The organism is Ventrimonas faecis (assembly GCF_040096075.1).
GTDB lineage: Bacteria > Bacillota > Clostridia > Lachnospirales > Lachnospiraceae > Brotaphodocola > Brotaphodocola faecis.
In genome coordinates, this window is the sequence record NZ_JBBMFJ010000027.1 from 20129 (window position 1) to 46427 (window position 26299).

Annotated in this window: 23 protein-coding genes; 20 read left to right on the top strand and 3 right to left on the bottom strand. The window is 51.1% G+C overall.

The genetic code is table 11. The features are described from left to right. Positions 1-11: 11 nt before the first annotated feature. Genes WMO41_RS12140 through WMO41_RS12155 form a run of 4 tightly spaced genes read left to right on the top strand, consistent with a single transcriptional unit; the run spans position 12 to position 4258 of the window. Positions 12-1163: a TRAP transporter substrate-binding protein gene (locus WMO41_RS12140; RefSeq protein ID WP_349229977.1), complete on the top strand. Its 1152-nt coding sequence runs from the start codon at positions 12-14 to the stop codon at positions 1161-1163. Positions 1164-1179: 16 nt separating this feature from the next. After that, complete coding sequence (locus WMO41_RS12145; protein ID WP_349229978.1) at positions 1180-1755, top strand: TRAP transporter small permease; 576 nt, start codon at positions 1180-1182, stop codon at positions 1753-1755. Further along, entirely contained in the window at positions 1755-3032 is a 1278-nt protein-coding gene (locus WMO41_RS12150) for a TRAP transporter large permease (RefSeq protein ID WP_349229979.1), read from the top strand. The genes WMO41_RS12145 and WMO41_RS12150 overlap by 1 nt, the downstream gene beginning before the upstream one ends. A gap of 23 nt (positions 3033-3055) precedes the next feature. Continuing rightward, positions 3056-4258 carry a mandelate racemase/muconate lactonizing enzyme family protein gene (locus tag WMO41_RS12155; protein ID WP_349229980.1) on the top strand — a complete coding sequence of 401 codons (1203 nt, stop codon included), beginning with the start codon at positions 3056-3058 and terminating at the stop codon, positions 4256-4258. A gap of 81 nt (positions 4259-4339) precedes the next feature. Here WMO41_RS12155 and WMO41_RS12160 read toward each other — a convergent pair whose 3' ends face one another. Next, a complete protein-coding gene (locus tag WMO41_RS12160) occupies positions 4340-5356 on the bottom strand; it encodes a type I asparaginase (RefSeq protein WP_349230006.1) in 1017 nt (338 codons plus the stop codon). A gap of 121 nt (positions 5357-5477) precedes the next feature. Between WMO41_RS12160 and WMO41_RS12165 the strand changes: the two genes are divergently transcribed. Beyond that, positions 5478-5657, top strand: a complete 180-nt coding sequence (locus WMO41_RS12165) for a DUF4250 domain-containing protein (RefSeq protein WP_349229981.1) — start codon at positions 5478-5480, stop codon at positions 5655-5657. Between the two features lie 6 nt (positions 5658-5663). On the opposite strand, the gene WMO41_RS12170 is transcribed toward WMO41_RS12165, so the two are convergent. Then, positions 5664-6596, bottom strand: a complete 933-nt coding sequence (locus tag WMO41_RS12170) for a LysR family transcriptional regulator (protein WP_349229982.1) — start codon at positions 6594-6596, stop codon at positions 5664-5666. Between the two features lie 212 nt (positions 6597-6808). On the opposite strand from WMO41_RS12170, the gene WMO41_RS12175 reads away from it, so the two are divergent. The 15 genes from WMO41_RS12175 (at position 6809) to WMO41_RS12245 (ending at position 24369) form a co-directional block, all read left to right on the top strand. Beyond that, positions 6809-7801, top strand: a complete 993-nt coding sequence (locus WMO41_RS12175; protein WP_349229983.1) for a Bug family tripartite tricarboxylate transporter substrate binding protein — start codon at positions 6809-6811, stop codon at positions 7799-7801. Between the two features lie 16 nt (positions 7802-7817). After that, positions 7818-8282: a tripartite tricarboxylate transporter TctB family protein gene (locus tag WMO41_RS12180; RefSeq protein ID WP_349229984.1), complete on the top strand. Its 465-nt coding sequence runs from the start codon at positions 7818-7820 to the stop codon at positions 8280-8282. 12 nt (positions 8283-8294) lie between these two features. After that, positions 8295-9782 carry a tripartite tricarboxylate transporter permease gene (locus WMO41_RS12185; RefSeq protein WP_349229985.1) on the top strand — a complete coding sequence of 496 codons (1488 nt, stop codon included), beginning with the start codon at positions 8295-8297 and terminating at the stop codon, positions 9780-9782. Between the two features lie 21 nt (positions 9783-9803). Continuing rightward, positions 9804-10640: an MBL fold metallo-hydrolase gene (locus WMO41_RS12190; RefSeq protein WP_349229986.1), complete on the top strand. Its 837-nt coding sequence runs from the start codon at positions 9804-9806 to the stop codon at positions 10638-10640. Positions 10641-10727: 87 nt separating this feature from the next. After that, positions 10728-11609: an MBL fold metallo-hydrolase gene (locus tag WMO41_RS12195; RefSeq protein ID WP_349229987.1), complete on the top strand. Its 882-nt coding sequence runs from the start codon at positions 10728-10730 to the stop codon at positions 11607-11609. Between the two features lie 53 nt (positions 11610-11662). Continuing rightward, entirely contained in the window at positions 11663-12109 is a 447-nt protein-coding gene (locus WMO41_RS12200) for a putative ABC transporter permease (RefSeq protein WP_349229988.1), read from the top strand. A gap of 64 nt (positions 12110-12173) precedes the next feature. Further along, complete coding sequence (locus tag WMO41_RS12205; protein ID WP_349229989.1) at positions 12174-12932, top strand: lysophospholipid acyltransferase family protein; 759 nt, start codon at positions 12174-12176, stop codon at positions 12930-12932. Positions 12933-12956: 24 nt separating this feature from the next. Further along, entirely contained in the window at positions 12957-14099 is a 1143-nt protein-coding gene (locus WMO41_RS12210) for a bifunctional chorismate mutase/prephenate dehydratase (protein ID WP_494338461.1), read from the top strand. 214 nt (positions 14100-14313) lie between these two features. Beyond that, positions 14314-15873 carry a Ppx/GppA phosphatase family protein gene (locus tag WMO41_RS12215; RefSeq protein WP_349229991.1) on the top strand — a complete coding sequence of 520 codons (1560 nt, stop codon included), beginning with the start codon at positions 14314-14316 and terminating at the stop codon, positions 15871-15873. A gap of 3 nt (positions 15874-15876) precedes the next feature. Further along, the gene (locus WMO41_RS12220; protein WP_349229992.1) at positions 15877-18021 is read left to right on the top strand and encodes an RNA degradosome polyphosphate kinase; all 2145 of its coding nucleotides are present in this window, start codon (positions 15877-15879) and stop codon (positions 18019-18021) included. A gap of 213 nt (positions 18022-18234) precedes the next feature. Next, the gene (locus tag WMO41_RS12225; protein WP_118531488.1) at positions 18235-18939 is read left to right on the top strand and encodes a response regulator transcription factor; all 705 of its coding nucleotides are present in this window, start codon (positions 18235-18237) and stop codon (positions 18937-18939) included. After that, complete coding sequence (locus WMO41_RS12230; protein ID WP_349229993.1) at positions 18929-20077, top strand: sensor histidine kinase; 1149 nt, start codon at positions 18929-18931, stop codon at positions 20075-20077. The genes WMO41_RS12225 and WMO41_RS12230 overlap by 11 nt, the downstream gene beginning before the upstream one ends. 5 nt (positions 20078-20082) lie before the next feature. Next, positions 20083-22545, top strand: a complete 2463-nt coding sequence (locus WMO41_RS12235) for a DUF8725 domain-containing protein (RefSeq protein ID WP_349229994.1) — start codon at positions 20083-20085, stop codon at positions 22543-22545. Further along, positions 22539-23501 (top strand): ABC transporter ATP-binding protein, encoded by a 963-nt coding sequence (locus WMO41_RS12240; protein ID WP_349229995.1) that lies wholly within the window; start codon positions 22539-22541, stop codon positions 23499-23501. The genes WMO41_RS12235 and WMO41_RS12240 overlap by 7 nt, the downstream gene beginning before the upstream one ends. Next, positions 23479-24369 carry an ABC transporter permease gene (locus WMO41_RS12245; protein ID WP_349229996.1) on the top strand — a complete coding sequence of 297 codons (891 nt, stop codon included), beginning with the start codon at positions 23479-23481 and terminating at the stop codon, positions 24367-24369. The genes WMO41_RS12240 and WMO41_RS12245 overlap by 23 nt, the downstream gene beginning before the upstream one ends. Positions 24370-24483: 114 nt before the next feature. Here WMO41_RS12245 and WMO41_RS12250 read toward each other — a convergent pair whose 3' ends face one another. Continuing rightward, on the bottom strand, positions 24484-26121 hold the full coding sequence (locus WMO41_RS12250) for a putative polysaccharide biosynthesis protein (RefSeq protein ID WP_349229997.1): 1638 nt from the start codon (positions 26119-26121) through the stop codon (positions 24484-24486). Positions 26122-26299: the final 178 nt, after the last annotated feature.

The window sequence follows — 26299 nt, forward strand, 5'->3', positions numbered from 1 at the left end:
GGATTTATTTTATGAAGAAACAGATGATGGTGAAGGTAACAGCAATGGCAATGGCAGCAGCAATGATGATGACTGCATGTGGCGGCAAGACCGCTCCGGCACAGAGCAGCGCAGAGACAGCAGCACCGGCAGATACTGCAGCAGATACCGCAGCAGATACTGCATCTTCCGATGGCGCAGAATCATCCGGCAGCTACAATGTAGATAATATCGAGGAAGTAACCTACAAGGTTTCCACCTCTGCAAAGTCTTCTACCCTGGACATCCCGGGATACGGCGCAGGCATCAAGTATTTCTGTGACGAAGTAGAGAAGCGCTCTAACGGCAAAGTAAAAATGGAACTTTACCTGGATGCACAGTTAGGCGGTTCCGCAGATGAGATGATCGGCGGATGTACCACCGGAGCATTCGAGTTCATTACCTTAAACCAGGGTTCCTGGGGTGAGTACACCGACGCCTTCATGCCGTTCAACATGCCGTTCTTATTTGACAACAACCAGGTTGCATACGAGTTCATGGATGGCGAACAGGGCAAGGCAATCCGTGATAAGATCATTGAGGATGTAGGTGTTCGTGTTCTTTGCTTCTACGACATGGGCTTCCGTCATTTCACCAACAACAAAAAGCCGGTTAAATCCGCAGCAGATATCAAGGGCCTGAAAGTTCGTACCCAGGCTGACCCGTACCAGATGGCTCCGTTCGAGGCTATGGGCGCATCCGTTACCACCGTTGCTTACTCTGAGCTGTTCAGCGCACTGCAGCAGGGCCTGGTAGACGCAGAGGAGAACCCATTAAGCAATATCGTTATCAACAAATATTATGAGGTTCAGGATTATCTGACCCTGACCGGCCACACCTATTCCCTGACCACCATGGCTGTTTCTGAGGATGTATGGGAGAGCATGTCTCCGGATCTGCAGGCTCTGATGGAAGAAGTTGCGAAAGACGCAGTTGACTTATGCCGTGAAGGACTGGAAGAGTCTGAGAGCAAAGATCTGGAAACCTTAAAGGGCGTTATGGAAGTATACGAGCCGACCGAAGAAGAGAAAGAATCCTTCAAAGAAGCTTGTGCACCTTGCTACGAAGATATCAAGAAGAGCATTGGCGATGATCGCTACAATGCAATCATGGACGAGATCGAGCGTATTTCCGCTAAACAGTAAGAAGGGAAGATAGCAGATGAAAAATGAAAGTCTTGCAAAAAAATTGCTGAACCATTTTGAAGTCTATGCCGGTGCCGGAATTTTTATCATCATGACCATTCTGTTGTTTGTGCAGGTTGTAACCCGCTACTGTTTTGGTCATGCGGTAACCTGGGCAGAGGAAGTTGCCACAATCTTGTTTGTGTGGATGGTATATTTAGGTGTTGCGGCAGCGGTTTTAAGCAGAAAACACTTAAAAATTGATGCATTTGTGGAAATGCTGCCTTTTAAAGCTAAGAAGACCCTGCTGATCATTTCTAACGTAATCTTCCTGGCATTCAGCTTATACATCATTTTCCCGATGATGTCCCTGGTTAACAACTATGCGGCAAAGAGTGCAGCATCCCCGATCTTAAAGATCCCGAAGGCATTGTCCTATGTGGTGATGCCGCTGTGCTTCCTGCTTACCGCAATCCGCCTGGTTCAGGAGATTATCCGGTTAAGCAAGGAGAAAGAGAAAGAACTGGGCGTTTCCAAGCCGATCATTGATATTGCGGCATTGGAGAAAGAAGCAGAAGAACTCGCGCGTCAGAAGAAGGGAGGCAATAAATAATGTCCTATGTGATCTTTTTCGGAACTATGTTCCTGATGCTACTGATCGGTGTGCCGATTGGTATTGCACTGGCCGGATCCATGGTATGTTTGCTGCTGGTTGACCCGGTTACCTCCATGACATTCGTAACCCAGGCTATGTACACCAGTGTCGGAAACTTTACACTTCTGGCACTCCCGTTCTTCATGATTGCCGGAAGCATCATGGCTACGGGCGGTATCTCCAAACGACTGATTAATGTAGCAAACTGTGTGGTAGGTAATACCACAGGCGGTCTTGGCATGGCAGCAATTTTTGCCTGCATGTTGTTCGGTGCGATCTCTGGATCCGCACCGGCAACCGTTTCCGCAATTGGAGGCATCATGATCCCGCAGATGATCCGTGCAGGTTACGACAAATATTATGCAACCGGTCTCTGTGCAGTAGCAGGAGGACTTGGTGTTATCGTTCCGCCGAGTTACCCGATGGTTGTATTTGGTGTGACCAATAACTGTTCCATCAGTGACCTGTTCCTGGCAGGCTGGGGACCGGCAATTCTGGTTGGCGCTCTGCTGATGGCAGTAAACTACTTATATTCCAAGAAACATGGATATGAGGGAACCGGACAAAAGTTTAATTTCAAGTATTTTATAAAGGAACTCTGGGGCGCGAAATTAGCTCTCCTAATGCCAGTCATCATCCTGGGCGGTATCTATTCTGGTGCGTTCACCGCAACTGAGGCTGCAGTTGTTGCAGTGGTATATGGTATCTTTGTTGGCAAATTCATTTACAAAGAACTGAGTTTTAGTGAAATCTGGGATATGTACAAGGTAAACATCCCATCCATCGGTGGCATGATGTTCGTATTTGCACCGGCTGGCGGCCTGGGCGCCGTATTCTCCATGATGGGTGTTACCAAAGCCATTCAGGCAGGTTTCCTGTCTGTATCCGATAACTTCTACGTTATCATGATCCTGATTTTCATCCTGCTGTTCTTCGTGGGCATGTTTGTACAGACCACACCGGCAATCGTTATCTTCAGCCCGATTTTGCTTCCGATTGTTACCAGCTTTGGTATGGATCCGATTCAGTTTGGTTTGGTTATGACTTTATCCCTGGCAATCGCGTTTGTAACACCGCCGGTAGCTGCGAACCTGTTCGTTGCAACGTCTATGACTGGACTTGGTATGGTGCCGATTGTGCGAAACGCAATTCCGTTTATTGTGGTTCTGTTTATTGCCATGGTTATGGTTGCATTTATCCCGGCGATCAGTATGGGACTTCTGGCATTACTATAAAAAGATAGAATGGAGAGACGAAAATGAAAGTTACAAGCGTAGATATCTTTGAATGCAATACCCCGAACCCGCTGCTTGACCCATTATTTGTGCGGGTAAATACCGATGAAGGCATCTCTGGATTTGGCGAGATCGGCCTGGCTTACGGCAAGAGCAAATACGGCGGACTCGGCCAGGTAAAAGATCTGGCAAAACTGATGATCGGCTGGGATCCGATGAACAACGAGGGTCTCTGGGAAATGTACAAGAAGAATACTTTCTGGGGACAGGGCGGCCAGTGCGGCGGCATGGTCTTCCAGGCGGCAGTCAGCGCGCTGGATATCGCAGTATGGGATATCAAAGGCAAGGCATTGAACGTACCGTGTTACCAGCTCTTAGGCGGTAAGACCAATCCGACCATCCGTGCTTACGCAAGCCAGCTGCAGTTTGACTGGGATAAGGTACACAGAAATATTGCAGATCCGAAGGAATATGCAGAGGCAACCAGAAAGGCCATGGCTCAGGGTTATACCGCGATTAAGGTCGATCCGCTCTGCGTAAAGCCGAATGGTGTTTATGCAAGGGAACCGAAGCCGGACCCGAGCTGGAGACTGAGAGGCTCCTTATCTCCGGAAGTTCTGAACATGGGCTATGAGCGTGTAAAGGCAATGCGTGAGGTAGGCGGCGATAAACTGGATATCATTATTGAGCTGCATGCGTTCACCGACATGACCACTTCCGTACAGCTCGGTCAGAGACTGGAAGAACTTGGCATCTACTATCTGGAGGAGCCGACCGATCCGACAAATGTAAAGACAATGAAGGAGATTCACAACAAGCTGAATATTCCGATTGCTTCCGGTGAACGTATCGCAACCCGCTGGGGTTTCCGGGATTTCCTGGAGGAGAATGCGCTTCAGGTTATCCAGCCTGACCTTTGTGTAGCAGGTGGCCTGACTGAAGTGAAGAAAATCTGTGATATGGCTTATGTTTATGACGCAGGTGTACAGATTCATGTATGTGGCGGACCGATTGCAACAGCAGCAACCCTTCAGCTGGAAGCAGCAATTCCGAATTTCCTGATTCATGAACTGCATGAGGGTGCGTTAAAAGAAGAAATCCGTGCATTATGTAAGTATGACCATATGCCGAAGGATGGCAGTTACGAGGTACCGGATCTTCCGGGTATTGGAAATGAGCTGACAGAAAAGGCGATGCAGGAAGCAGTAAGAGTTACCGTAGAATAGAAAGAAAAAGAGAACCGGCTGACATTAGAGGCACTTTGATGCTTCTGATGTCAGCCGGTCTGGCATTGTGTGGAAAGTCAGTCAGGCCTTCCACTTTGTTGTATACAGGATATCCCGGTTGATGGTGCTGTAGAGCATTTCTTTCACCATATCCGGTTCGTGGGTCTGGCCCAGGATCCACATGAGTTTGGTGACGGTGGCCTCCAGTGTCATGTCATAGGCCTCCAGAAGTCCGAATTCCTTCTTGATGGTCTTTCCAATCTCGTAAACGGACATGTTGCTGCCCTCATTGGTGACCTGGGTGGTCATGATGACAAATTTGCCGGCATTTACCCAGCGCTCAATGGCACGGTGGAAGCTGTCATCCTCGTAGGAGGGGATGCCGCCTACGCCGAAGGACTCGATGATGACTGCGTCGTAATGCTTGAACAGGTAATCCAGGATGTCGCCGTTCATGGACGGAATCAGCTTTAACAGGGTTACCTTGCTGTCCAGCTTGTGGTAGAACGCGACTTCCTCCTGCATCTGGTCCTTGTCATCCAGGTAGAAGATGATGTGGTTGTCCTGGATGGTGGCAATGTATGGGAAGTTGATGCTGGAAAACGCGTTGTAACTCTTGGTACGCTCCTTCTTGCCGCGGGTTCCCGCAATAACCTTGCCGTCAAACACGATATTGACGCCGTGGGCCTTGCCGCAGCTTGCAAAAAGGAAGCTGTCGGAAAGGTTGGTCTTGGCATCGGTGATCTCCAGGTCAATGGGCTTCTGTGCGCCAGTGACTACAATTGGTTTCGGGGAATTCTGGATCAGGTAGGAAAGCGCGGACGCGGTGTAGGCCAGGGTGTCGGTGCCGTGGCAGACTACAAAGCCATCGTACTGATCGTAGTATTTCTCAATGGTGGAAGAGATTAACAGCCAGTGCTTTGGCTGGATATTGGTGCTGTCAATGTTGATGACCTGCATGGCAGTTACTTCGCAGAACTCTTTGACATCCGGTACGAAACCAAGGAGTTCTTCGGAGGTAATGAGCGGCTTTAAGCCCTCGTCACTGCGTTTGGAAGCAATGGTACCGCCGGTGGCGATCATCAGGATACGTTTCAGGTTCTTCTTTGGGGTTTTCATAGCTGGGTCTTGAGCCTCCTGTAACAAAAACTTGTAAGTTTTGCAAATTCGTTCTATCATTATATCATCATGTAAATAGAAAAGAAAGGAATAAAAAAATATGGCAGCAATTCCAAAAGACCCGGTGATGCTGATGAGCTTTTTCAATACCCAGCTCCGGGACAATTACAGCAGCTTTGATGATCTGTGCAGCGCGTATGATCTGGATGCGGAGGAGATGAAGGAAAAACTGTCCGCGATCGATTACCATTACGATGCGGACAGAAACCAGTTTGTGTAGCCAGGCTTATTTTCCCATGCTTTCCAGCAGCCGGCCGCGCGTATGGTCCGTGCCCAGCGCAATGAAATATTTTTCTGGACGGGTGAGATAGCTGCCTTTCAGCAAGGCAACACTGCGGATCCAGCGCTCAGCCGGAGCTACGGTAAAGTAGACCATGGGAGCAGACGGATCCACATACGACTGTGGGAAAAACGCCGGGGCAATCTGTTCCCGCACCATGTTAAGCACCGTGTGGGTGCTGATGGATTCAAATAAAACCTTTGGATGGAAACCTGCAAGCGCAAAGGCATGATCGATCATGTCGCGCATGCGGGTTTCTTTGCTTAGCATGATAAAATGCTCGTCCCGCAGGAGCGTCAGGTCCAGAAGCGGCAAGGTTTCATGGCTGTTCTTTCCGGCAAGATGGGCCAGTGGGTGGGAAGCTGGAAGTCCCAGAACCATGGATTCCGTGTCCATATCCATATAGTCAAGATCCGGGTTTTTATTGCCCTCAATGTAAGTTAAAAACGCAAAGTGAACTTCTTTTTTTAATACGAGCTGCTCCATCTTTTTTACACGTTCCTCATGGATCTGGAACGTAATATTCGGATACTTACGGTGGAAAATTGGGTAAATCTGGGAGAACATGGAAGCTCCCGCCTCAGGCGTGTAGGCGAGGGAAATCTCGCCGGAATTCTCTTCTGAGATATCAGAGATGATCCGGTAAGTTTCTTTTTTCATGTCCAGGATCTGATGAGCAGTGGTGAGGTAGACGCGGCCGGCAAAGGTCGGAACCATACTGTGTTTGCGCCGCTCAAAAAGTGGTGTGCCAAGTTCTTTTTCCAGCTTTAATAGCTGCTGGTTCAGCGCGGACTGGGTCAGAAAAAGCTTTTCTGCTGCACGGGAAATGCTCTGTTCCTGCTCAATCGCGATGATGTTCTCAATCTGTTTTAAGTCCATAAAACCCCCTATGTATACAAAGTGCATAATGTGCACTTGCAAAACTCTTAATTCAATTAAGAGACAAAATAAAAAGTGATAAGTTGAATTAAGCCACTCGAAAAAGTATAATCAAAACATACAAAAAAAACAAGTATATCGAGAAAAAACTGTTGAAATATTAATGGCAGAAATTTTCCGGTATTACAATTTTTATAAAAAGGAGAAGAGTTATGAAGAGAAGAACACTTGGGATCGTGTTAGCAGGTTTTATGGCAATGGCAGCACTGACTGGATGTGCAGGCGGCGCAAAGAGCGGCAGCACCGGTCTTCCGAAAACCATTGAGGTTCAGGTTCCGGCAAAGGCAGGCGGCGGTACCGACGTTATGGCCCGGGCACTGACTACCCAGATCGCAAAGGATGCCGGCATTAACATGACCGTAGTAAATAACACAGATGGAAGCGGCGTAGTCGCAATGGAAACGGTTCGTACCGCAAAACCGGACGGCAGCAAAATCCTTCAGTTCCACACCTCCATGCTGATCAAGACCGCAACTGGTGTATATGACAAAGCAGCAGCAGACGATTTCAAGATCATCGGTGTTTCTAAAGGAACAGAGAAAGCACAGTACGTTCTGGTGGTATCCGCTGATTCTGATATGAAGACCCTGGATGATTTCCTCGCAAAGGCAAAGGGCGGCGAGGTAAAGCTTGGTGTTGAGACAGGTGGTACTTCCCACATCATCGCAGGCCTGTTAGCAAAGGCAGCAGATCTTCCTCTGAAATATGTGGAGGCTGGTTCTGATACCGAGAAGCTGACCGCTCTGGTTGGTAATACCATCGACGCAGCTCTGGTAAACGTAAACCAGGCAAAACAGTATGTTGAGTCCGGCAAGGCACTGGCACTTGGCGTAGTAAGCAACGGTGATGAGGGCGCAAGAAGCAGCGTACTTCCGGATGTTCCGTCTCTGCAGGAGCAGGGTGTTGACTGTACCTTCGCAACCATGAACCTGTTCTGCGGACCGAAGGATATGAGCGATGAGACTGCAAAACAGCTTTATGATTACTATGCAGCAGCTGCAGCAAATGACGAAGTAAACAAGACCCTGGAGCCGGCTGGTATGGCTATGGAGTTCCTTCCGTATGAGGATGGCCAGGCAGCAGTCAAAGAGCAGCAGGATACTCTGAACGCAGTTATTGATGAGCTTGGATTAAAGCAGAAATAAGTAAGGAGACGCTGAGATGAAGTTAAAACGAGATCAGATCACGGGTGCGCTTCTGGTGCTGATTGGCATTATCGTAGCATTTATGACCAGCAGCTTCAGCGTTCCGTTCAGTATGTCCTATCCGGGACCGAAAGCACTGCCGATGATCGCAGTCATCGGATTTATCGTCTGCGGAGCTGGAATCTTCGTGGAATCAACAAAAAGCAATAAAGAAGAAAAGGTATTCCTGGTTAAGGAAGGCTGGATCCGTGTGATTGTTTCTACCGTCATTCTGGCTGTGTACATTCTGGCCATGAAGTATGTGGGTTACCTGATCGCAACTCCGGTTATCTGCTACATCTTGACCACCCTGTACGCAAAGGGAAGCAAGTCCACATTAAAGGGAAGACTGATCTATACCATTCTTCTGACAGCAATCATTTATGCAGTTTATGTTTACGCATTTGGTCTGGGTGTACCGACCGGCGAATTATTCGGTTAGGAGGAAAACAAGATGTTAGCAAATCTTCCATATATCCTTCAGCAGATATCGAACCCGGGCAACCTGGTACTCCTGCTGGTGGGAAACATTATTGGTATGATCTTTGGCGCGATTCCGGGACTGTCCGGCACGCTGGCAGTTATGCTGTTTATGCCGTTAACCTATTCCATGGATGCAGGCACGGCAATCGTGTTCCTGCTTTCCTTATGGGTAGGCGGATGTTCCGGTGCCTTTATCGGTTCCGTACTTCTGGGTATTCCGGGTTCCGCTTCCGCAGTAGCAACCTGTTTCGATGGTTACCCGATGAGTAAAAATGGTAAAGCCGGAAAAGCGCTTGCCATTGGTATGGTAGCTTCTTTCCTGGGTACCTTCTTCAGTGCCATTGCGGCAGCCTTTTTAAGTGAGACCGTTGCGGATATTGCATTCATGATGGGACCGTGGGAGTACTTCGGCCTCTGCTTCGTGGCAATCACCATGGTACTGGCTATTTCCAAAGGAGATATGTTCAAGGGCCTGGTATCTGCATCCATCGGCCTGCTGTTCGCCTCTGTCGGATTCTCCCCGATTGATGCGCAGGCAAGATTTACCTTTGACAACATGTACCTGATGGGCGGACTTGGCATGACGGTCGTTTTAATCGGTATCTTTGGTGTCAGCAGCATTATCATTGCATACGGCAAGGGATTTGATCCACTTCCGGAGGTAGATACCAAATCCATCAAGGGTATCGGCATTACTTTTAAGGAAATCCGCGAGAACGGTGTGAATATCGTCCGCTCCTGGCTGATCGGTCTTGTGATCGGTTTCCTTCCGGGCATGGGCGCAGGCCTTTCCAATCTGGTAGCATATTCTATGGCGAAGAACGCATCCAAACATCAGGAAGATTTCGGAAAAGGAAATCCGGAGGGTGTATGGGCATCTGAGTGTTCCAACAACGCGGCAATCGGCGGTTCCATGATCCCGATGGCAGCACTGGGCATCCCGGGTGACTCCACCACCGCGCTTCTGATCGGCGCGCTGACCATTCACGGTCTGGAAATGGGGCCAATGGTATTCCGCAACAGCGGTCATGTTATTTATCTGATGTTTGCGGTCGTAGCAGTATGCGCGGTTGTCTGCCTGGTTCTGCAGGCAATGGGCATGAGACTGTTCCCGCAGATCTTAAAGGTTCCGTATCATTATATGTATCCGGCACTGCTGATCATTTCCTTCATCAGTGCGTATGTGGATTCCAGCAGCCTTTATAAGTGCGGCATGATGCTGGTATTTGCGATCATTGGTATCGTAATGGCATTTGGCGGTCTCCCGACCTCCCCGCTGATCCTGGCATTTATCCTGGGACCGACCCTGGAGAGCAACATGTTAAAAGCATTCCAGAATACTGGTACCGCAGCAACCTTCTTCACCAGACCGATTTCCTGCGTATTCATGATCATTGGAATCTGCTGTGTATTCTCTCCAATCCTGAAAACCATATTTGCAAAAGTAAAGAAAAATTAATCAGAGAAGAGGAAACTTGTTATGTCATTTCATTGTAGTCCGGCAACTCCGCATCCGGTGGAGACCCTTGTGCATGAGCCGTGGACCCTGGCAGTAAAGCCGTTCCAGGTATCCCCGAATACCTGGTATGTGGCAGGACAGACCTGGGTTGGCTGTTACCTGATCGATACAGGAGACGGACTGATCCTGATCGATACGGCTATCCCGGAAAGCAGTTATCTGCTGGTAGATTCCATCTACAGACTGGGATACAAACCGACAGATATTAAAAAAATCCTCATCAGCCATGCGCATTTCGATCATTGCGGCGCAGCAGCTGAGATGAAAGAGCTGACCGGAGCACAGATGTATATGTCCAAAGAGGACTATGTATTCATGAAGAGCTGCCCGGAGGAGACTATGATCCCGGATTCCGGTTCCCATGTGCAGAACTTTGAACCGGATGAGTTCTATTCTGAGGATAAGCCGGTAACCCTGGGAAATATCAGCATTCAGACCATGCTGACTCCGGGGCATACCATTGGCTGTACCAGTTTCTTCTGGAAAGAGAAAAATCCGGTAAACGGAGAAGAGTATGTAGTGGCCATGCATGGCGGCGTTGGGGCAAATACCATGAACGATAAGTATTACGCCACCAGCAAATATCTGACTCCGGATCTTCGGCAGCGTTTCTTCGACGATGCGGAGAAATTAAAAAAGATTCATGTGGATATTGCTCTGCCGAGCCATCCGAACCAGATTGAGATCGTAGACCGGGCAGGACAGTACACCCATGAGAGCCAGCCTTATCTGGATGATACTATATGGGCCGATTTTTTAACAGAACGTGTACGCCAGGTGCGTGAGTTAATGAAGTAAAATGTTATATACAGGGGGAGTACGGAATCGGGAAAGTGCCTGAAAGCCGTATTCCCTTTTTTATAAGGAAATAAAAGGAGCATTGCCATGAGTATTAAGAAAAATTATCAGGATTTTTGTGAAAGACGGGCAGAGTTTGAAAAAAATCCCCTGTCGAAATACTGGACCGGGCAGACCGGCCGTTATATGGAACCGTTCCGGATGTTCGGAAATGTTTATTATGTGGGCGACAGCTGGGTATGCGTGCATCTGATTGACACGGGAGACGGCCTGCTTTTAATCGACGCGGGAAACTGTGGAGGAACGGCTATGCTGCTCCACTCCATCTGGAAAGCAGGTTTTGATCCGGCGGATGTAAAGTGGCTGATTCTTTCCCACGGCCATGTGGACCACATTGGCGGTGCTAAATTTATGCGGGATATGTTCGGTACAAAGATTTATATGGGTGCGCCGGATGCGGCTATGTACCGGGAACACCCGGAGAAATCCTTTGTGCAGGACAGCTCGGATCTTATGGATGAGATCATTCCGCCGGATGTGGAGATCCACGATGGGGATGAACTGAGTTTCGGCAATGTGAACATGAAATTTTATCTTGTTCCGGGTCATACTGAGGGCTGCATTTCCATCTTCTTTGATGTGACAGAAGGAGACCGCACTGTGCGTGCCGGTTACTACGGCGGATTTGGCTTTAACACGCTGGCAACCGATTATTTAACAGAGATTGGAGATCCACAGTGCCATATGCGGGAAACCTATCTGGAGTCTCTGAAAAAAGTGCGGGATGAGCATGTGGATTTCTTCCTGGGAAATCACTGCGTCAACAACCACATGGCAGAAAAACTGGAGAAAATCAAAAACGGAGCAGACCGCAGTGTCTGGATTGACCCGGAGGAGTGGAGCCGTTATCTGGATGAAAAGCGCGATGCGCTGCTTGCGTTCATGAAAGAAAATCCGGCTGCAAAATAAAACGGGATGGGAAAAGGTGAATAAAATGCCGGAGGAAACGTTATATTAATCGTATGAACAGATTACGGCGATTTTTATTTCACTTTTTCCTGTGCGGCATGACTGGCTGGTGTCTGGAAGTGGTGTTTACGTCCATGGAATCCATCCTGATTCATGACTGGCGGCTGATGGGGCGGACTTCACTCCTTATGTTTCCAATCTACGGCTGCGGCGCGCTTCTGGCGCCCATTGGCAGTCTTGCGGACCGCTGGATCGGGGATGGTCCACTGAGCCGGACAGACTGGATCATCCGGCATGGGCTGCTTTATATGGTACTCATTTTTACGGCAGAGTATCTGTCCGGGGCATTTCTGCAGGCCCGGGGAATGTGCCCCTGGGACTACACCGGTTTTCAGACCAGTGTAAACGGGCTGATTCGGCTGGACTTTGCGCCGCTGTGGTTTGCCACCGGTCTGTTATTTGAATGGATTTCCAAATTTCCAAAAAAGAGGTGCGAATGACTTGTTTTTGCACCTCTTTTTTTATATACTGGACAGGAGTAATTATGGAAAAACGAGGTGTGGGATGATACGAGTAATTTTGATCCTGCTGGTGGTAATCGTATTTCTCCTGGTAAGCGCGCTGCCGCTTCTGATCGGGGAGAAATGTGTCTGGAAAAACGATGAAAACCGTCAGAAGGAATATGCGTTAAAGGTAGTAAAACAGGTGCTGACCATGGTATTCCGCCTGACCGGTTCTACGCTGACCGTCAAGGGAATGGAGAACATACCGGACAAGCCGGTGCTGTATTTGGGAAACCACAGAAGCTATTTTGACATTGTGGCCGGTTATGTGGTAGTACCGGGGCAGACCGGTTTTATAGCCAAAAAAGAGATGGAAAAGATTCCGCTTCTGAAGGAATGGATGCGCAACGTCAACTGTCTGTTCCTGGACCGCAAGGACATCAAAGCGGGGTTAAAGACCATTCTGGAAGGAATTGAGAAGGTAAAAGGCGGTTCCTCCATATGGATTTTCCCGGAGGGAACCCGCTGCACGGCAGAGGATCCGACGGAAATGCTGAACTTTAAAGAGGGAAGCTTAAAGATCGCGGAGAAATCCGGATGCCCGGTGGTACCGGTGGCCATTACCGGAACGGCAGAGATCCTGGAAAAACATTTTCCATTCATTCGTCCGTCCCATGTGACGATTGAATTTGGGGAGCCATTTTACATCAAAGAGCTTCCGGCAGAAGACCGGAAACGCGCTGGTGCCTACAGTGAGGCCCGGATCAGAGAAATGCTGGTGAGAGAGCAGGAAGAACGCCGCGGTTTAAGAAAGGCGTAAACGGAAGTCAGAGAACACCGGCATATGCAAAGGAGAGAAACAGTGGATTTACTGGAGTGCAGAAATAAATTAGACGTAATCGACAAACAGATCGTAAAGTTATTTGAGGAGCGCATGGACATCTGCGGCAAGGTGGCAGAAACCAAGATCGCTTCCGGAAAGGCCGTTTATGACGCGGAGCGTGAGAAGCAGAAGCTGGATGCGGTCAGCGCCATGGCAGACAGCGAATTTAACCAGGTGGCGGTGCGGGAGCTGTTCTCCCAGATGATGTCCATCAGCCGCAAGTATCAGTACTCCATTCTGGCGGAGCATGGCCGGGCCATGAAGCTGGGGTTTGAGCGCCTGGATAAGCTGCCGGTAGAGGGCGTGCGTGTGGTGCACCAGGGCGTGGAGGGCGCTTACAGCCATGCGGCCGCTATTCAGTATTTCGGTAAAAATGCTGAAATCTATCATGTGGCACGTTTCGAGGATGCCATGAAGGAAGTGCAGCTGGGAAACGCGGATTACGCGGTGATGCCGATTGAGAATTCCTCTGCGGGAGCCGTCATCGACATGTATGACTTGCTGACCCGCTACGACAATTACATCGTGGCAGAGACCTTTCTTCCGGTGAATCACGCGCTGCTTGGTGTGCCGGGGGCAAAGCTGTCCGATGTGAAGACGGTGTTTTCCCACCCGCAGGCACTGATGCAGTGCTCCACCTTCTTAAATGATAACGGTTTGAAGCAGATCAGCGTGGAGAATACGGCGGTAGCCGCGAAGCGTGTGGTAGAGGAGGGCGACAAGTCCCAGGCAGCAATTGCCAGCGAGATTGCGGGCCAGATGTACGGCCTGGAGCTGTTAAAGCCGTCCATTCAGAATAATCAGGGCAACACCACCCGCTTTGTCATCCTGGCAAACCGCAAGGTGTACCAGAAAGACGCGGGTAAGATCAGCATTTGTTTTGAACTGCCGCATACCAGCGGTTCCCTTTACAACATGCTGGGCAACTTCATCTTCAACCATGTGAACATGATGATGATCGAGTCCAGGCCGATTCCGGGAAGAAACTGGGAGTACCGGTTCTTTGTGGACATCGAGGGCAATCTGCAGGACGCAGGCGTGAAAAACGCGCTGCGGGGCATTGGCGCGGAAGCGCAGAATTTTAAGATCCTTGGCAATTATTAGGTAGATAACGGTTCGGTAAAGAGCACGAAGCAGTGCGTTTTGCCGGACCGTTCTGAGCAATATGGAATATTTTACCGGGAATTTACACAGGATTCCCGGAATATTTACAGGCAGCAGATATAATAATCGGACTATGCGGCGAGGAGAAAGCAGCAGCATTTGTAACTGTGAGGGTACTGAACAGTTACCAGCATTTTTACAGGAGGGATTGTGTATGGTACGGACATTCGCAGCAATCGATGTCGGTTCCTTTGAACTGGAACTGGGAATTTACGAAATTACAGATAAGGGAAATGTCCGCTCGGTAGATCAGGTAAAGCACATGATCGCACTGGGCAAAGACACTTATAATACCGGAAAGATCAGCTACCGGCTGGTGGAGGAGATGTGTGAGGTCCTGCAGGATTTTGTGCGGATTATGAAGGAGTACCAGGTGAAGGAGTACCGGGCCTACGCCACCAGCGCCATGCGGGAGGCCAGAAACAGCCAGATTGTCTTAGAGCAGCTTCGGGTGCGGACCGGAATCGATGTAAAAATCATCAGCAACTCCGAGCAGCGTTTCATCAGCTACAAGGCCATTGCGGCGAAGGACGCGGAGTTCCAGAAGAACATTCAGCGGGGCACTGCCATTGTAGATGTGGGGTTTGGAAGTATGCAGGCGTCCCTGTTTGATAAGGATGCCCTGGTTTCCACCCAGAACCTGCCTCTTGGCGTGCTGCGCCTGCGGGAGCTGATCGCCCATGAGAAGCTGACCCAGCAGGGGGCCCAGAACCTCATTGCGGAACTGATCGACAATGAACTGGTGACCTACCGGAAGATGTACTTAAAAGACCGGGAAATCAAAAACCTCATCGCCATCGGGGAACCGATCCTTTCCATTCATTATAAAATGGCAGAGGGGCGGCGGTCCGAGCAGATTACCATTCAGGAGTTTAACCGTTTTTATGAGCGCTTAAAGGGCATGACACTGGCTCAGACCGAGGACCTTTTCGATGTAAACGAGGAGTACGCAAGCCTGCTGTTCCCGACGGCGGCCATTTACAAGCGGATGCTGGAAATTACGGGAGCGGAGTTTATGTGGGTGCCGGGCATCCGCATGACGGATGGCATGGCTGCAGAGTATGCGGAAGACAAAAAGCTCATCCGCTTCAACCACAGTTTTGAGAACGATATCATTGTTACCTCCCGCAATATGGCAAAGCGCTACAAATGCTATATGCCACATATCCAGAACGTGGAGGAAGCAGCTCTTAAAGTTTTTGACAGTCTGAAAAAATACCACGGCCTGGGAGCGCGGGAGCGGCTGCTGTTGCAGATTGCGGCAAACTTACATTCCTGCGGAAAGTTTGTGACCATGCGCGGCTCGGAGGAATGTGGCTACAACATGATCATGGCAACGGAAATTATCGGTCTGTCTCATGTGGAGCGTGAGATTGTAGCCAATATTGTGAAGTATCATCAGCAGAAGTTCCGGTACAATGAGGTGGAAGTGTCGGCAAAGCCATCCAAAGACAGCCGTCTGGCATCAACCGAGGATCTGTCCATTGTCATTGCAAAGCTGACGGCCATTCTGCGGCTGGCCAATTCCATGGACCGGGGCCATACCGGAAAATTAAAAGACAGCCGCCTGAATGTGAAGGACGGACAGCTGGTAATCCAGACGGAGTGCGCGGCAGATGTGACGCTGGAGTCCATATCCATTGCGGATAAGGGAGACTTCTTTGAAGAGATTTTTGGAATCCGTCCGGTGTTAAGACAGAAAAGGAGGGTGTAGGTCATGGCAGAGATTGATGAAAAGTATCTGAAACCTGAAAATTATGTAAACCGTGAAATGAGCTGGCTGGAATTTGATTTCCGGATTCTGGGGGAGGCCAGAGACAAGACCATTCCGCTGTTTGAGCGGCTGAAATTTTTGAGCATTACTTCATCCAACCTGGATGAGTTTTTTATGGTGCGTGTGGCATCCTTAAAGGACATGGTACACGCAAAGTATAAAAAGCCGGATATCGCGGGCTTAAGACCAGAGCAGCAGCTGGAACTGATTGGGGAGAAAACTCATGAGCTGGTAAATCTCCAGTATTCCACCTATAACCGTTCCCTGCTTCCGGCTTTGAAGCAGCAGGGCCTGCAGATCATCTGCGAGCATGAGGAGCTTTCTGAGGCAGACGGCGCCTTTGTGGACAAGTTTTTCCATGAGGATGTCTATCCGGTGCTGACACCGATGGCGGTGGATTCCTCCCGCCCGTTCCCGCTCATCCGCAACAAGTCCTTAAACATCGCGGCGCTGGTGCAGAAAAAAGACAGCGAGGACGGAGAACTGGAATTTGCCATGGTACAGGTTCCGTCCGTGCTGCCGCGTATCGTGGAGCTTCCGGCCGGACCGGAGGGCGAGCACCGGGTCATCCTGTTAGAGGAAGTCATTGAGCGGAATATGAAGGATCTGTTCTTAAACTATAACATCGTCACGGCCCATCCGTTCCGGATCATGCGAAACGCTGACTTTACGCTGGATGAGGAAGAGGCAGAGGATCTGCTGGAGGAGATTCAGAAGCAGTTAAAGAAACGCCAGTGGGGCGAGGTCATCCGTCTGGAGGTTGAGGAAAAGGTAGACAAGCGGCTGCTTAAGATTTTAAAGCGGGAGCTTTCCGTCAGCAATGAGGATATTTACGAGATCAGCGGTCCGCTGGATCTGACTTTCCTCATGAAGATGTATGGCATGAGCGGCTTTGACCACTTAAAAGAGCCAATCTACACACCGCAGCCGGTTCCGGCTTTCATGAATGACGATGATATCTTTACCAATATCCGCAAGGGAGATATTCTTCTGCATCATCCATACCAGACCTTTGATCCGGTGGTAAATCTGGTGCAGAGAGCGGCAAAAGACCCGGATGTGCTGGCCATCAAGCAGACCTTGTACCGTGTCAGCGGCCATTCTCCGATCGTGGCGGCCCTGGCTGAGGCGGCGGAAAACGGCAAGCAGGTATCGGTTCTGGTGGAATTGAAGGCGCGGTTTGATGAGGAGAACAACATCAACTGGGCGAAGAAGCTGGAGAAGGCCGGATGCCATGTCATCTATGGCCTGGTGGGCTTAAAGACCCACTGCAAGATTACGCTGGTAGTGCGCCGCGAGGAAGACGGCATCCGTCGCTATGTACATCTGGGAACCGGTAACTATAACGATTCTACGGCAAAACTGTATACGGACTGTGGCCTTATGACCTGTCATCCATTAATCGGTGAGGATGCTACCGCGGTATTTAACATGCTGTCCGGTTATTCTGAGCCGCCGACCTGGAACCGCCTGATCCTGGCTCCGCTGTGGCTGAGAAACCGCTGCGTCCGCATGATCCGCAGGGAAACCATGCGTGCGCGTGAGGGCAAACCGGCCCACATTATGGCGAAGATGAACTCCCTGTGTGACCGGGAGATCATTGCCTGCCTGTACGAGGCGTCCTGCGCCGGTGTGAAAATTGAGCTGGTAGTCCGCGGCATCTGCTGTCTGAAGGCAGGCGTGCCGGGCCTCAGCGAAAATATCAGTGTTCACTCTATCGTTGGAAACTTCCTGGAGCACGCCCGCATCTTCTACTTTGAGAACGGCGGAAGCCCGGAGGTCTACATGGGAAGCGCGGACTGGATGCCGCGCAATCTGGACAAGCGCGTGGAGATCATGTTCCCGGTGGAAGATCCGGTATTGAAGGAGCAGGTCATTCACATCTTAAAGGTGCAGCTGGAAGACAATGTGAAAGCGCATATCCTGCAGCCGGATGGCACCTACGAAAAGATTGACAAGCGGGGTAAGGTGCTTGTAACCGCCCAGCAGCAGTTCTGCGAGGAGGCCATAGCCATGGCGAAGGCCGCTGTAAAGCAGGATGATGTACACAATACAAGGGTATTTGTACCGGCGGAAAGCCAGAATTAACCCGGAATACAAGACTGTAAGATGAGAGGATCCCCGATCAGGACCCTCTCATTTTTATCTTCGGGTGGAAGCTTTCCTGTTCTTACCGGAAATGTAATAAAAAAGTAAGACGGGAGGGCTTGTTTTATGGTACACTTAAGAAAGAATAAAAACGGAACCGGCATAGCTTGGCGGCTTTCCGAATAACGATAGATACACGAGGAGGAATCAGTCATGGCAGAAACCAATATTCTGGTAGTAGACGATGAACAGGAGATTGCGGATCTGGTAGAAATTTATCTGGTCAGCGACGGCTATAAAGTATTTAAAGCATCCAATGCCCAGGACGGTCTGGATATTTTAGATAAGGAAGACATTCACCTTTGCCTTCTGGATATCATGATGCCGGGCATGAACGGCCTGGAGATGTGCAAGAAGATCCGTGAGACCAACAACATTCCGATCATTATGCTGAGTGCCAAGTCCACCGATCTGGATAAGATCCTGGGCCTGGGAACCGGCGCGGACGATTACGTGGTAAAGCCGTTCAACCCGCTGGAACTCACAGCCCGGGTCAAATCCCAGCTGCGCCGCTACACCCAGTTAAACCCGAACAGCAATGTGCATGAGACTGTGAAGAACGAGATCAGCATCCGCGGCCTTACGATTAACAAAGACAATCACAAGGTAACGGTGTACGATGAAGAGGTCAAGCTGACCCCGATTGAGTTTGACATCCTTTACCTTCTGGCATCCAACCCGGGCAAGGTGTTCAGCACGGATGAGATCTTTGAGAAGGTCTGGAATGAGAAGGTTTATGAGGCCAACAACACCGTTATGGTACATATCCGTCGTCTCCGCGGCAAGATGAAGGAAGACGAGCGTCAGGACAAGATCATCACCACAGTGTGGGGGGTAGGATACAAAATTGAAAAATAACGGCAGAAAAAGCGATTTAAGCCACTGCTACCATACGCGGGTCATTGCCAACATCATCTACAGCACCCTGGTGGCCTGCCTCATCGATGTGTTTCTGGTTACGAACCTGACCATGCTGGCGGAATATGCCCAGCGCTCAGAACAGTCCAGCGCCCTGTTAAACATGGTGGGGCAGTCGGATGTGGTGGTGGTTCTGGTTTACGTGCTCATCGGCATTCTGGCCTTTGTCGTGACCTTTCTGCTTCTGCAGGAAAAGTCCGCGGCATACATTGGACGGATTTCCGATGCGGTAGAACGAATTTCCGAAGGGGACTTAAACACCCAGGTGGAGGTGGTGGGAGATGACGAGTTTTCTTCCATGGCATCCAACTTAAATAAGATGGTGGAGGATATCCGCCGCCTGATGGATAAGGAGCGGGAATCCGAGCGCACTAAGAATGAGCTGATCACCAACGTGGCCCACGACCTGCGCACGCCGTTAACCTCGATCATTGGATATCTGGAGCTGCTGTCCGGCCAGGTAGTCCTGCCGCCGGAGATGCAGAAAAAATACATAGACATTGCCTACAGCAAGGCAAAGCGCCTGGAGAAACTCATCGAGGATCTGTTCGGATTCACCAAGATGAACTACGGCAAGCTGGCTATGCACGTGTCCAAGGTGGATATCGTAAAGCTTTTGGGACAGCTTCTGGAGGAGTCCTATCCGAACTTTGCCAACAAGGGACTTTCCTATGAGCTTCAGAGCAACGTGCCGGCCAAGATCATTACGGCGGACGGCAACCTTCTGGCCCGCCTGTTCGACAACCTGATCGGCAATGCCATCAAGTACGGCGCGGAGGGCAAACGGATCCTGGTCAAGGTCATGGCCGATACCGACACGGTACAGGTCTCTGTGACCAACTACGGTTATGTGATCCCGGCGGAGGAGCTTCCGCTGATCTTTGACAAATTCTACCGGGTTGAGCAGTCCCGCTCCACCCACACCGGCGGAACCGGTCTGGGACTTGCCATCGTAAAAAACATTGTAGACATGCACGGCGGAACCATCACGGTGAAGAGTGATTTGAACGGCACCGTGTTCACGGTAACCCTGCAGGTGGATTTTGATGTAGATAAGGAACATTTTGGAGAACTCTGATGTGGATGAATAGAAAAAAATTTTCAGACATCCGGATGGTCAGACCCCTGAAAAGGGCGGCAGTCTGTTTGGTGGCTGCCGGCTTTTTGGGCGGTCTGGCTTTTTGCGCTCCGGCCTGGGCGCAGGATGATCCGGTGAGCATGGATGTAAGCTATGGCTATGAGGACAGCGCCAAGGGCGGGCGCTACCTGCCGGTGAATGTCACCATACAGAATAACCAGGAGACTCCGGTAGAGGGAACCCTGGAAATCAAAACAAGAGAATCCGATGAGACCGTATACCGCTACGATTACGGCGTGGAGGTGGAGGCGAAGGGCAGTGAAACAACGCGCTACTACATTCCGCTTGGCACGGCGGCCGATGAGCTGGTGCTGTCTCTGACAGATAGTTCTGACAATGTACTCTTAAACCGTAAGGTGAAGCTGAATGTGAGCCGGGATGTGCCGGAGCTGTTTGTGGGCGTGCTCTCGGACGCGCCCTGGGAGCTTCACTATTTCAACGGTGTTGGCATCAATTACAGTACCCTGCGCACCCGCACCTTTGAGCTGGATGGCACAGACTTTCCGGAGGATGAGGTGGGACTCAGCCTTTTTGACGTACTGGTGGTGAATGATTATAAGCTCCGGGATCTTTCCGGAACGCAGACGGCAGCAATCATGAACTGGGTTCAGGACGGCGGCGTGCTGATCCTGGGCACCGGCGACCGGGTAGATGACACCCTGGGCCGCTTTGCGCCGGAGCTTCTGGACGATTCTTACGGAACGCCCAATATCACGCATATCAACCTGGCAGAAGATTTTACCGCAGTGAATGAACCGGGAGCCGGCATGCTGGCTATTTCCTGTGTGGATGTACCGCTGCACGGTGGCAACGTCATCCTCTCCAGCAACGGTTTTCCGCTTCTGACTGCGGCAGTGAAGGAGCAGGGACTGGTGGCTGTAGCCGCCTTTGATCTGGGCGACATTGCGGATTTCTGTGAAAAGCAGACCTCCTATGTGGATTACCTGTTTACCAATTTACTTGGCGAGGAGCGCATCAATCAGCTTGCCGAGGTGGTTTACAGCGGCAATTCCGGCCGCTTCTGGGCGGTTCAGGGGTTAATTAACACCGGAGATGTGGATAAGCTGCCGAACCTCTGGCTGTATGTGGGGATAACCGGCCTGTATCTGATCATTCTGGGGCCGGGGCTTTATCTGTTTCTGCGCGGCCGCGGCCTTCAGAATATGTACCGCAAAGGTGTGGTGATCGTAGCGCTGGGCTTTTCGGCCCTGGTGTATGTACTTGGCATGCCGACCCGCTTCCGTTCTACGTTCTACACCTATGCGGCCATTCAGGATGTGACCGATGATTATATCACGGATACGACCTACATCAATATCCGAAATCCCTACAACCGCCCGTACACCGTGGAACTGGATCCGGGTTACCGCCTGCTTCCCATCACAAGAAGCAGCCAGTATACCGTGGGCGGACAGTCTCTGGATGTGGATGAGCCATATCAGATTGCAATCCGCACCGAGGAAGATATGCTGACGGTGAAAGGCCAGAACATTTCCGCGTTTACTCCGCGCTATTTCCGGCTGGAACGGCGCACGGAAAACACGGACCGGGTAGGCATCACCGGCGAGGTGGATTACTTTGAGGGACAGATTCAGGGGACGCTGACCAACCAGTTCCCGTACCCGATTGAAAACGCGACTCTGGTGCTGTACGGAAATATGGTGCAGATCGGACGCATGGAGCCGGGCGAGACTAAAAATCTGGCGGACTATGAGCTGCTTCGCTACCCGCTGGGAGATTCTTATCTGGCGGCGGAGCATATCTCCGGGGAGGATGCCTATGCTTCCGCGGATATCCGCAACAAGAACTATATGCTGGCGGTGGAGCGTTCCAACCTGACCCGCTTCTATCTGGACAACTATTTAAACGGTTACACCGCGGATGCCCGGGTCATTGCCTTCAGTACCCAGAAGGAGGAAAGCCAGTTCTTAAAGAACCCGTCCGAGGAGACCTATGGCATCACCATGCTGACCCAGACGGTGCCGGTCAATGCTTCCAGAGACAGTTCCATCTACCGCTCTGTGCTCATGAAAACGCCGAAGGTGCTGGGCGGCAGTTATGACGCGGAAACCAACTCCATGAGCGGCGCGGAACCGCTGACGCTGGAGTATCAGTTCGGAACCGATATTGAGGTGGAAAGCCTGACCTTTGAAACGGTGTCTGAGGAGTTTGCCGGAAGCGGCAGCAGCCTGAGCCGCATCTTTACCGGAAGCATTTACTTCTATAATTATGCCACCGGAAACTTTGACAAGATGGAACTGGAGGGAACCACATTGGATGTGGAACAGTTAAAATCGTACCTGTCTCCGGGCAATACGCTGACAGTGCGCTATGCCTACAACGGAGGCGGCTTTGATGCCATTCAGCTTCCAATGCCGATGGTAGCAGGGAGGGAACGCGGATGTTAAAGATTCAGGGATTACATAAAAAATACGGAAATTACCATGCCCTGGATGGACTGGACATGGAACTAAAGGACGGGGCCCTGTTTGGTTTTGTGGGCCCAAATGGAGCAGGAAAGACGACTACTATAAAAATTATGACCGGCCTCTTAAAGCCGGATCAGGGAACAGTGGAGCTGGATGGCAAAGATATGCTGGGCAACACCATGGACCTGCGCAGGCGGATCGGCTATGTGCCGGACCACTTCGGCCTGTATGATAATTTAAAGGTGTCAGAATATATGGAATTTTTTGCGGCCTGCTACCACTTGGAGGGCTTTGAGGCGCGAAAACGCGCCCGAAGTCTTTTAGAGCAGGTGGGGCTGGGAGACCGCATGGATGCCTTTGTGGACGGACTTTCCCGCGGTATGCAGCAGAGACTCTGCCTGGCCCGGGCGCTGATCCATGACCCGGAGCTTCTGATCATGGATGAGCCGACAGCCGGACTGGACCCACGTACACATTTGGAATTCCGGCAGATGGTATGGGAACTGCATGAGCAGGGAAAGACCATTCTCTTAAGCTCCCACAACCTGGCGGAACTTTCCGAACTCTGCACGGACATCGGCATCATTGATGCCGGGAAGATGGTGCTCTCCGGAAGCATGGATGAGATCATGGAGCGGATTTACACCTCCAAGCAGATCATCATCAGCGTGCACGATGAGATGGAAAAAGCCCTGGCCTTCTTAAAGGAAAGCCCCATGGTGCGGACCATCTCCATCTGCGAGAAAGATATTATGGTGGGCTTTACCGGAGATGAGCACCGGGAGAGTGAACTGTTAAAGCAGATGATCGAGGCCGGCATTCCGGTGCGCGGCTTTATGCGGGAGCCGGGAAGCCTGGAGTCGATCTTTATGCAGATCACGGATCACAATGAGGAAAAGGTGGTGTTGTCCTATGAAGACGAATCCGGTCTATAAACGGGAGTGCATGATAAGTGTCCGAAGCTTTAAGCTGGCGCTGGTGCTCCTGGTGTTTAACGGGATTCTGGCTCTGGTGGCACTGTTAAACATGTACTCAGCCCTGGCTCAGGTACGGCTGACGGCGGAGGTGCAGTACACGGGATTTCTGGATCTGTACATGTTCGTGGCATCCCTGGAATTTCTGATGCTGATCCTCATCATGCCGGCAGTGACGGCGGGGAGCATCAGCGGGGAGCGGGAGCGCCAGACTCTGGATCTGATGCTGACCACCTGCATGACCCCGGCGGATATTGTGCTGGGCAAGCTGGAGGCGGCCCTGGGCACCATGTTTCTCATGGTAGTATCCAGCCTGCCGATCCTGGCTATGGTGTTTGTCTACGGCGGTGTGACGGCATCGGATCTGCTGCTTCTGGTGTGCTGCTTCTTTGCCGCAGCAGTGTTCATGGGAAGTATTGGCCTGTGCTGTTCGGCACTGTTTCGCCGGACCACGGCGGCTACGGTAGCTGCTTACGCGGTGACCGCGGTGCTGACAGCTGGAACCTACGGCATCAACTTTCTGGTTACCTACATCAACCAGATGCAGATCGGGGCGTACCTGGCATCCGCGGAATCCGGCGGCGTGAGCAGTGGATCCGGCAGTCTTTTATATGTGCTGCTGGTGAATCCCATTGCCACCTTCGCCCAGGTCATCGGACGGCTGACGGCCGGTAACCAGAGCTGGGTGCAGGTAGGAACCTGGTTCGGCAACCAGGCAGACAATCCCCTCATCAGCCACTGGATGGGCGTGAGCATGGCGCTGCAGATGGTGCTGGCTGTGTTGTTTGTGCTGTGGACGGTGCGGAGTGTGGAGCGGGGCAACGCGTAATAATTCGAAAAAAGAAGAATGTATGAGCAATAAAAAATCCTGTATCAGAGTGTGCGTGCGAATCACACCTCCGGTACAGGATTTTCTGATTTTGGATTTATGTTTTGGCGTTTCTTACATCAAATGGAATTTCCGGCACAGCCGCAGGATCCGCATGCCAAACGGCATATCCGGCAGTTCCTCTGCGGTCACGGCCTTGGTCAGCACGATCAGGAGTCCGTAGACCACCATGGCTACCGGAACACTGATCAGGAGTCCGATCTGGTAGTAACCGGTCACGTTGTTGACCAGGGAATAAACCAGGAAGGCGATTACGCCCATGACAGCCGCGCAGGCGCAGGGCAGCAGGAAGGTGGTTTTGACCTCCTGACGGTAACGCAGGGCCTTTCCGATGGCGTGCCAGTTCAGGACACAGACCACCAGAGCAAAGGTTACGTTGCCAATGACCAGGCCGTATACGCCCAGGTTTAAATATTTTAACATCACATATACCAGCGCCGCGTGAATTACCAGGGAAATAGCGGAGTGGGTAACAGACTTTCTCATCAGGTCAATTCCCTGAAGCACCGCATTGGTGACGGTGGAGAGGGAGAAGAAGATGACGGCCGGAGCGCCCAACATCAGCAGGTTCCGGGTCAGATCCCGGCTGTCGCGGAAGATGAGCCGCAGAACCGGAGAAGCCAGTGCTGCCATACCGAATGCACAGGGAATGGCAATCAGCATATTAAACTTGATGGTCAGGCGGATCTTGTACATGACATCGGTACGGTTCTTCTGGGCGCGGGAGCGCACAATGCTCGGGATCATGGAAGTTCCAAGGGAAGAAGCCACCGCCACCGGCACGTTGGAAAGCAGGCGGTACTTGCCGCCGTAGATGCCCAGCAGGGAAAGGCGTTCTTTCTCGGTGAGACCTTTTCCACTCATCAGGAAGCCGAACATGGAGTTATCCACAGAACCGCTTAACTGGTACACAAACTGGCTGAGGATGATCGGAGTCAGCGTCAGAAACAGCGCCGTGTATACATGATTCCAGCTCTCCAGGCGGTCTTCCTGCGGTCTGTGCAGGGCTTTGGCGTTCTGCTTCCGGTATAAAAACATCAGCAAAGTCAGGAACACGAAAGCAGCCAGTGCACCGGAAAGTGTACCCAGGGTGCCGCCCGCAGCGCCGTAGGCAGCCGGAGTTTCCCGGTTCGCGAACCAGTGCATGAAAGCGAAGGAAGCAGCCACGCTGATGACTGCGTTTACCACTTGCTCAATGACCTGGGAAATGGAGGTTGGCACCATGTTGCCCAGTCCCTGGAAGTAGCCCCGCACCACGCCCATAATGGAAAAGACCAGAATGGTCGGCGCCATGACCTTTAACGGCAGGGCACTGTTGGGGCTGTTGAAGATGTGAACGGTGATCCAGTCGGCGCCAAACAGTAAAAACAGTGTCATCAGGCCGCCGGCCACAAGACCGAAGAGCAGTCCGGCCTTAAAGACCCGCTGTACATCCTGATTCTTCCCGTGCACGCGCCGTGCCGCGATCAGCTTGGAAATAGCCAGCGGCAGACTGTAGGAGGACAGGATCAGGCCAATGTTGTAGATTTCGTATGCAGTATTGTAATAGCCGATTCCCTCATCTCCGATGGCCCGGGTCATGGGAATCTTGTAGAGCAGTCCGATGAACCGGACAATGATACCGGCAGCGGCCAGAATGCTTCCCTGGACCAGGAAGTTGCCGGAGTCGGATTTTTCCTTATTGTTACTCATACCTAAGTCTCCTTTAGTAATTGCGTGTGGGCAAAACCATATCGTATATTGAAAGTTTTGCCGGAACAGTAACAGTATATCCCATTGGGGGGCTGAATGCAATGCGGAAAGTTGTTCGTGGAAATGAAACCGCATCTGTGATATAATGCAACGAGTGCAAGAGAGCCAGAAGCGTGCT

Coding starts and splice junctions, on each gene's coding strand:
- WMO41_RS12140 (WP_349229977.1), top strand. CDS start 12: ATGAAGAAACAGATGATGGTGAAGGTAACAGCAATGGCAATGGCAGCA.
- WMO41_RS12145 (WP_349229978.1), top strand. CDS start 1,180: ATGAAAAATGAAAGTCTTGCAAAAAAATTGCTGAACCATTTTGAAGTC.
- WMO41_RS12150 (WP_349229979.1), top strand. CDS start 1,755: ATGTCCTATGTGATCTTTTTCGGAACTATGTTCCTGATGCTACTGATC.
- WMO41_RS12155 (WP_349229980.1), top strand. CDS start 3,056: ATGAAAGTTACAAGCGTAGATATCTTTGAATGCAATACCCCGAACCCG.
- WMO41_RS12165 (WP_349229981.1), top strand. CDS start 5,478: ATGGCAGCAATTCCAAAAGACCCGGTGATGCTGATGAGCTTTTTCAAT.
- WMO41_RS12170 (WP_349229982.1), bottom strand. CDS start 6,596: ATGGACTTAAAACAGATTGAGAACATCATCGCGATTGAGCAGGAACAG.
- WMO41_RS12175 (WP_349229983.1), top strand. CDS start 6,809: ATGAAGAGAAGAACACTTGGGATCGTGTTAGCAGGTTTTATGGCAATG.
- WMO41_RS12180 (WP_349229984.1), top strand. CDS start 7,818: ATGAAGTTAAAACGAGATCAGATCACGGGTGCGCTTCTGGTGCTGATT.
- WMO41_RS12185 (WP_349229985.1), top strand. CDS start 8,295: ATGTTAGCAAATCTTCCATATATCCTTCAGCAGATATCGAACCCGGGC.
- WMO41_RS12190 (WP_349229986.1), top strand. CDS start 9,804: ATGTCATTTCATTGTAGTCCGGCAACTCCGCATCCGGTGGAGACCCTT.
- WMO41_RS12195 (WP_349229987.1), top strand. CDS start 10,728: ATGAGTATTAAGAAAAATTATCAGGATTTTTGTGAAAGACGGGCAGAG.
- WMO41_RS12200 (WP_349229988.1), top strand. CDS start 11,663: ATGAACAGATTACGGCGATTTTTATTTCACTTTTTCCTGTGCGGCATG.
- WMO41_RS12205 (WP_349229989.1), top strand. CDS start 12,174: ATGATACGAGTAATTTTGATCCTGCTGGTGGTAATCGTATTTCTCCTG.
- WMO41_RS12210 (WP_494338461.1), top strand. CDS start 12,957: ATGCAAAGGAGAGAAACAGTGGATTTACTGGAGTGCAGAAATAAATTA.
- WMO41_RS12215 (WP_349229991.1), top strand. CDS start 14,314: ATGGTACGGACATTCGCAGCAATCGATGTCGGTTCCTTTGAACTGGAA.
- WMO41_RS12220 (WP_349229992.1), top strand. CDS start 15,877: ATGGCAGAGATTGATGAAAAGTATCTGAAACCTGAAAATTATGTAAAC.
- WMO41_RS12225 (WP_118531488.1), top strand. CDS start 18,235: ATGGCAGAAACCAATATTCTGGTAGTAGACGATGAACAGGAGATTGCG.
- WMO41_RS12235 (WP_349229994.1), top strand. CDS start 20,083: ATGAATAGAAAAAAATTTTCAGACATCCGGATGGTCAGACCCCTGAAA.
- WMO41_RS12240 (WP_349229995.1), top strand. CDS start 22,539: ATGTTAAAGATTCAGGGATTACATAAAAAATACGGAAATTACCATGCC.
- WMO41_RS12245 (WP_349229996.1), top strand. CDS start 23,479: ATGAAGACGAATCCGGTCTATAAACGGGAGTGCATGATAAGTGTCCGA.
- WMO41_RS12250 (WP_349229997.1), bottom strand. CDS start 26,121: ATGAGTAACAATAAGGAAAAATCCGACTCCGGCAACTTCCTGGTCCAG.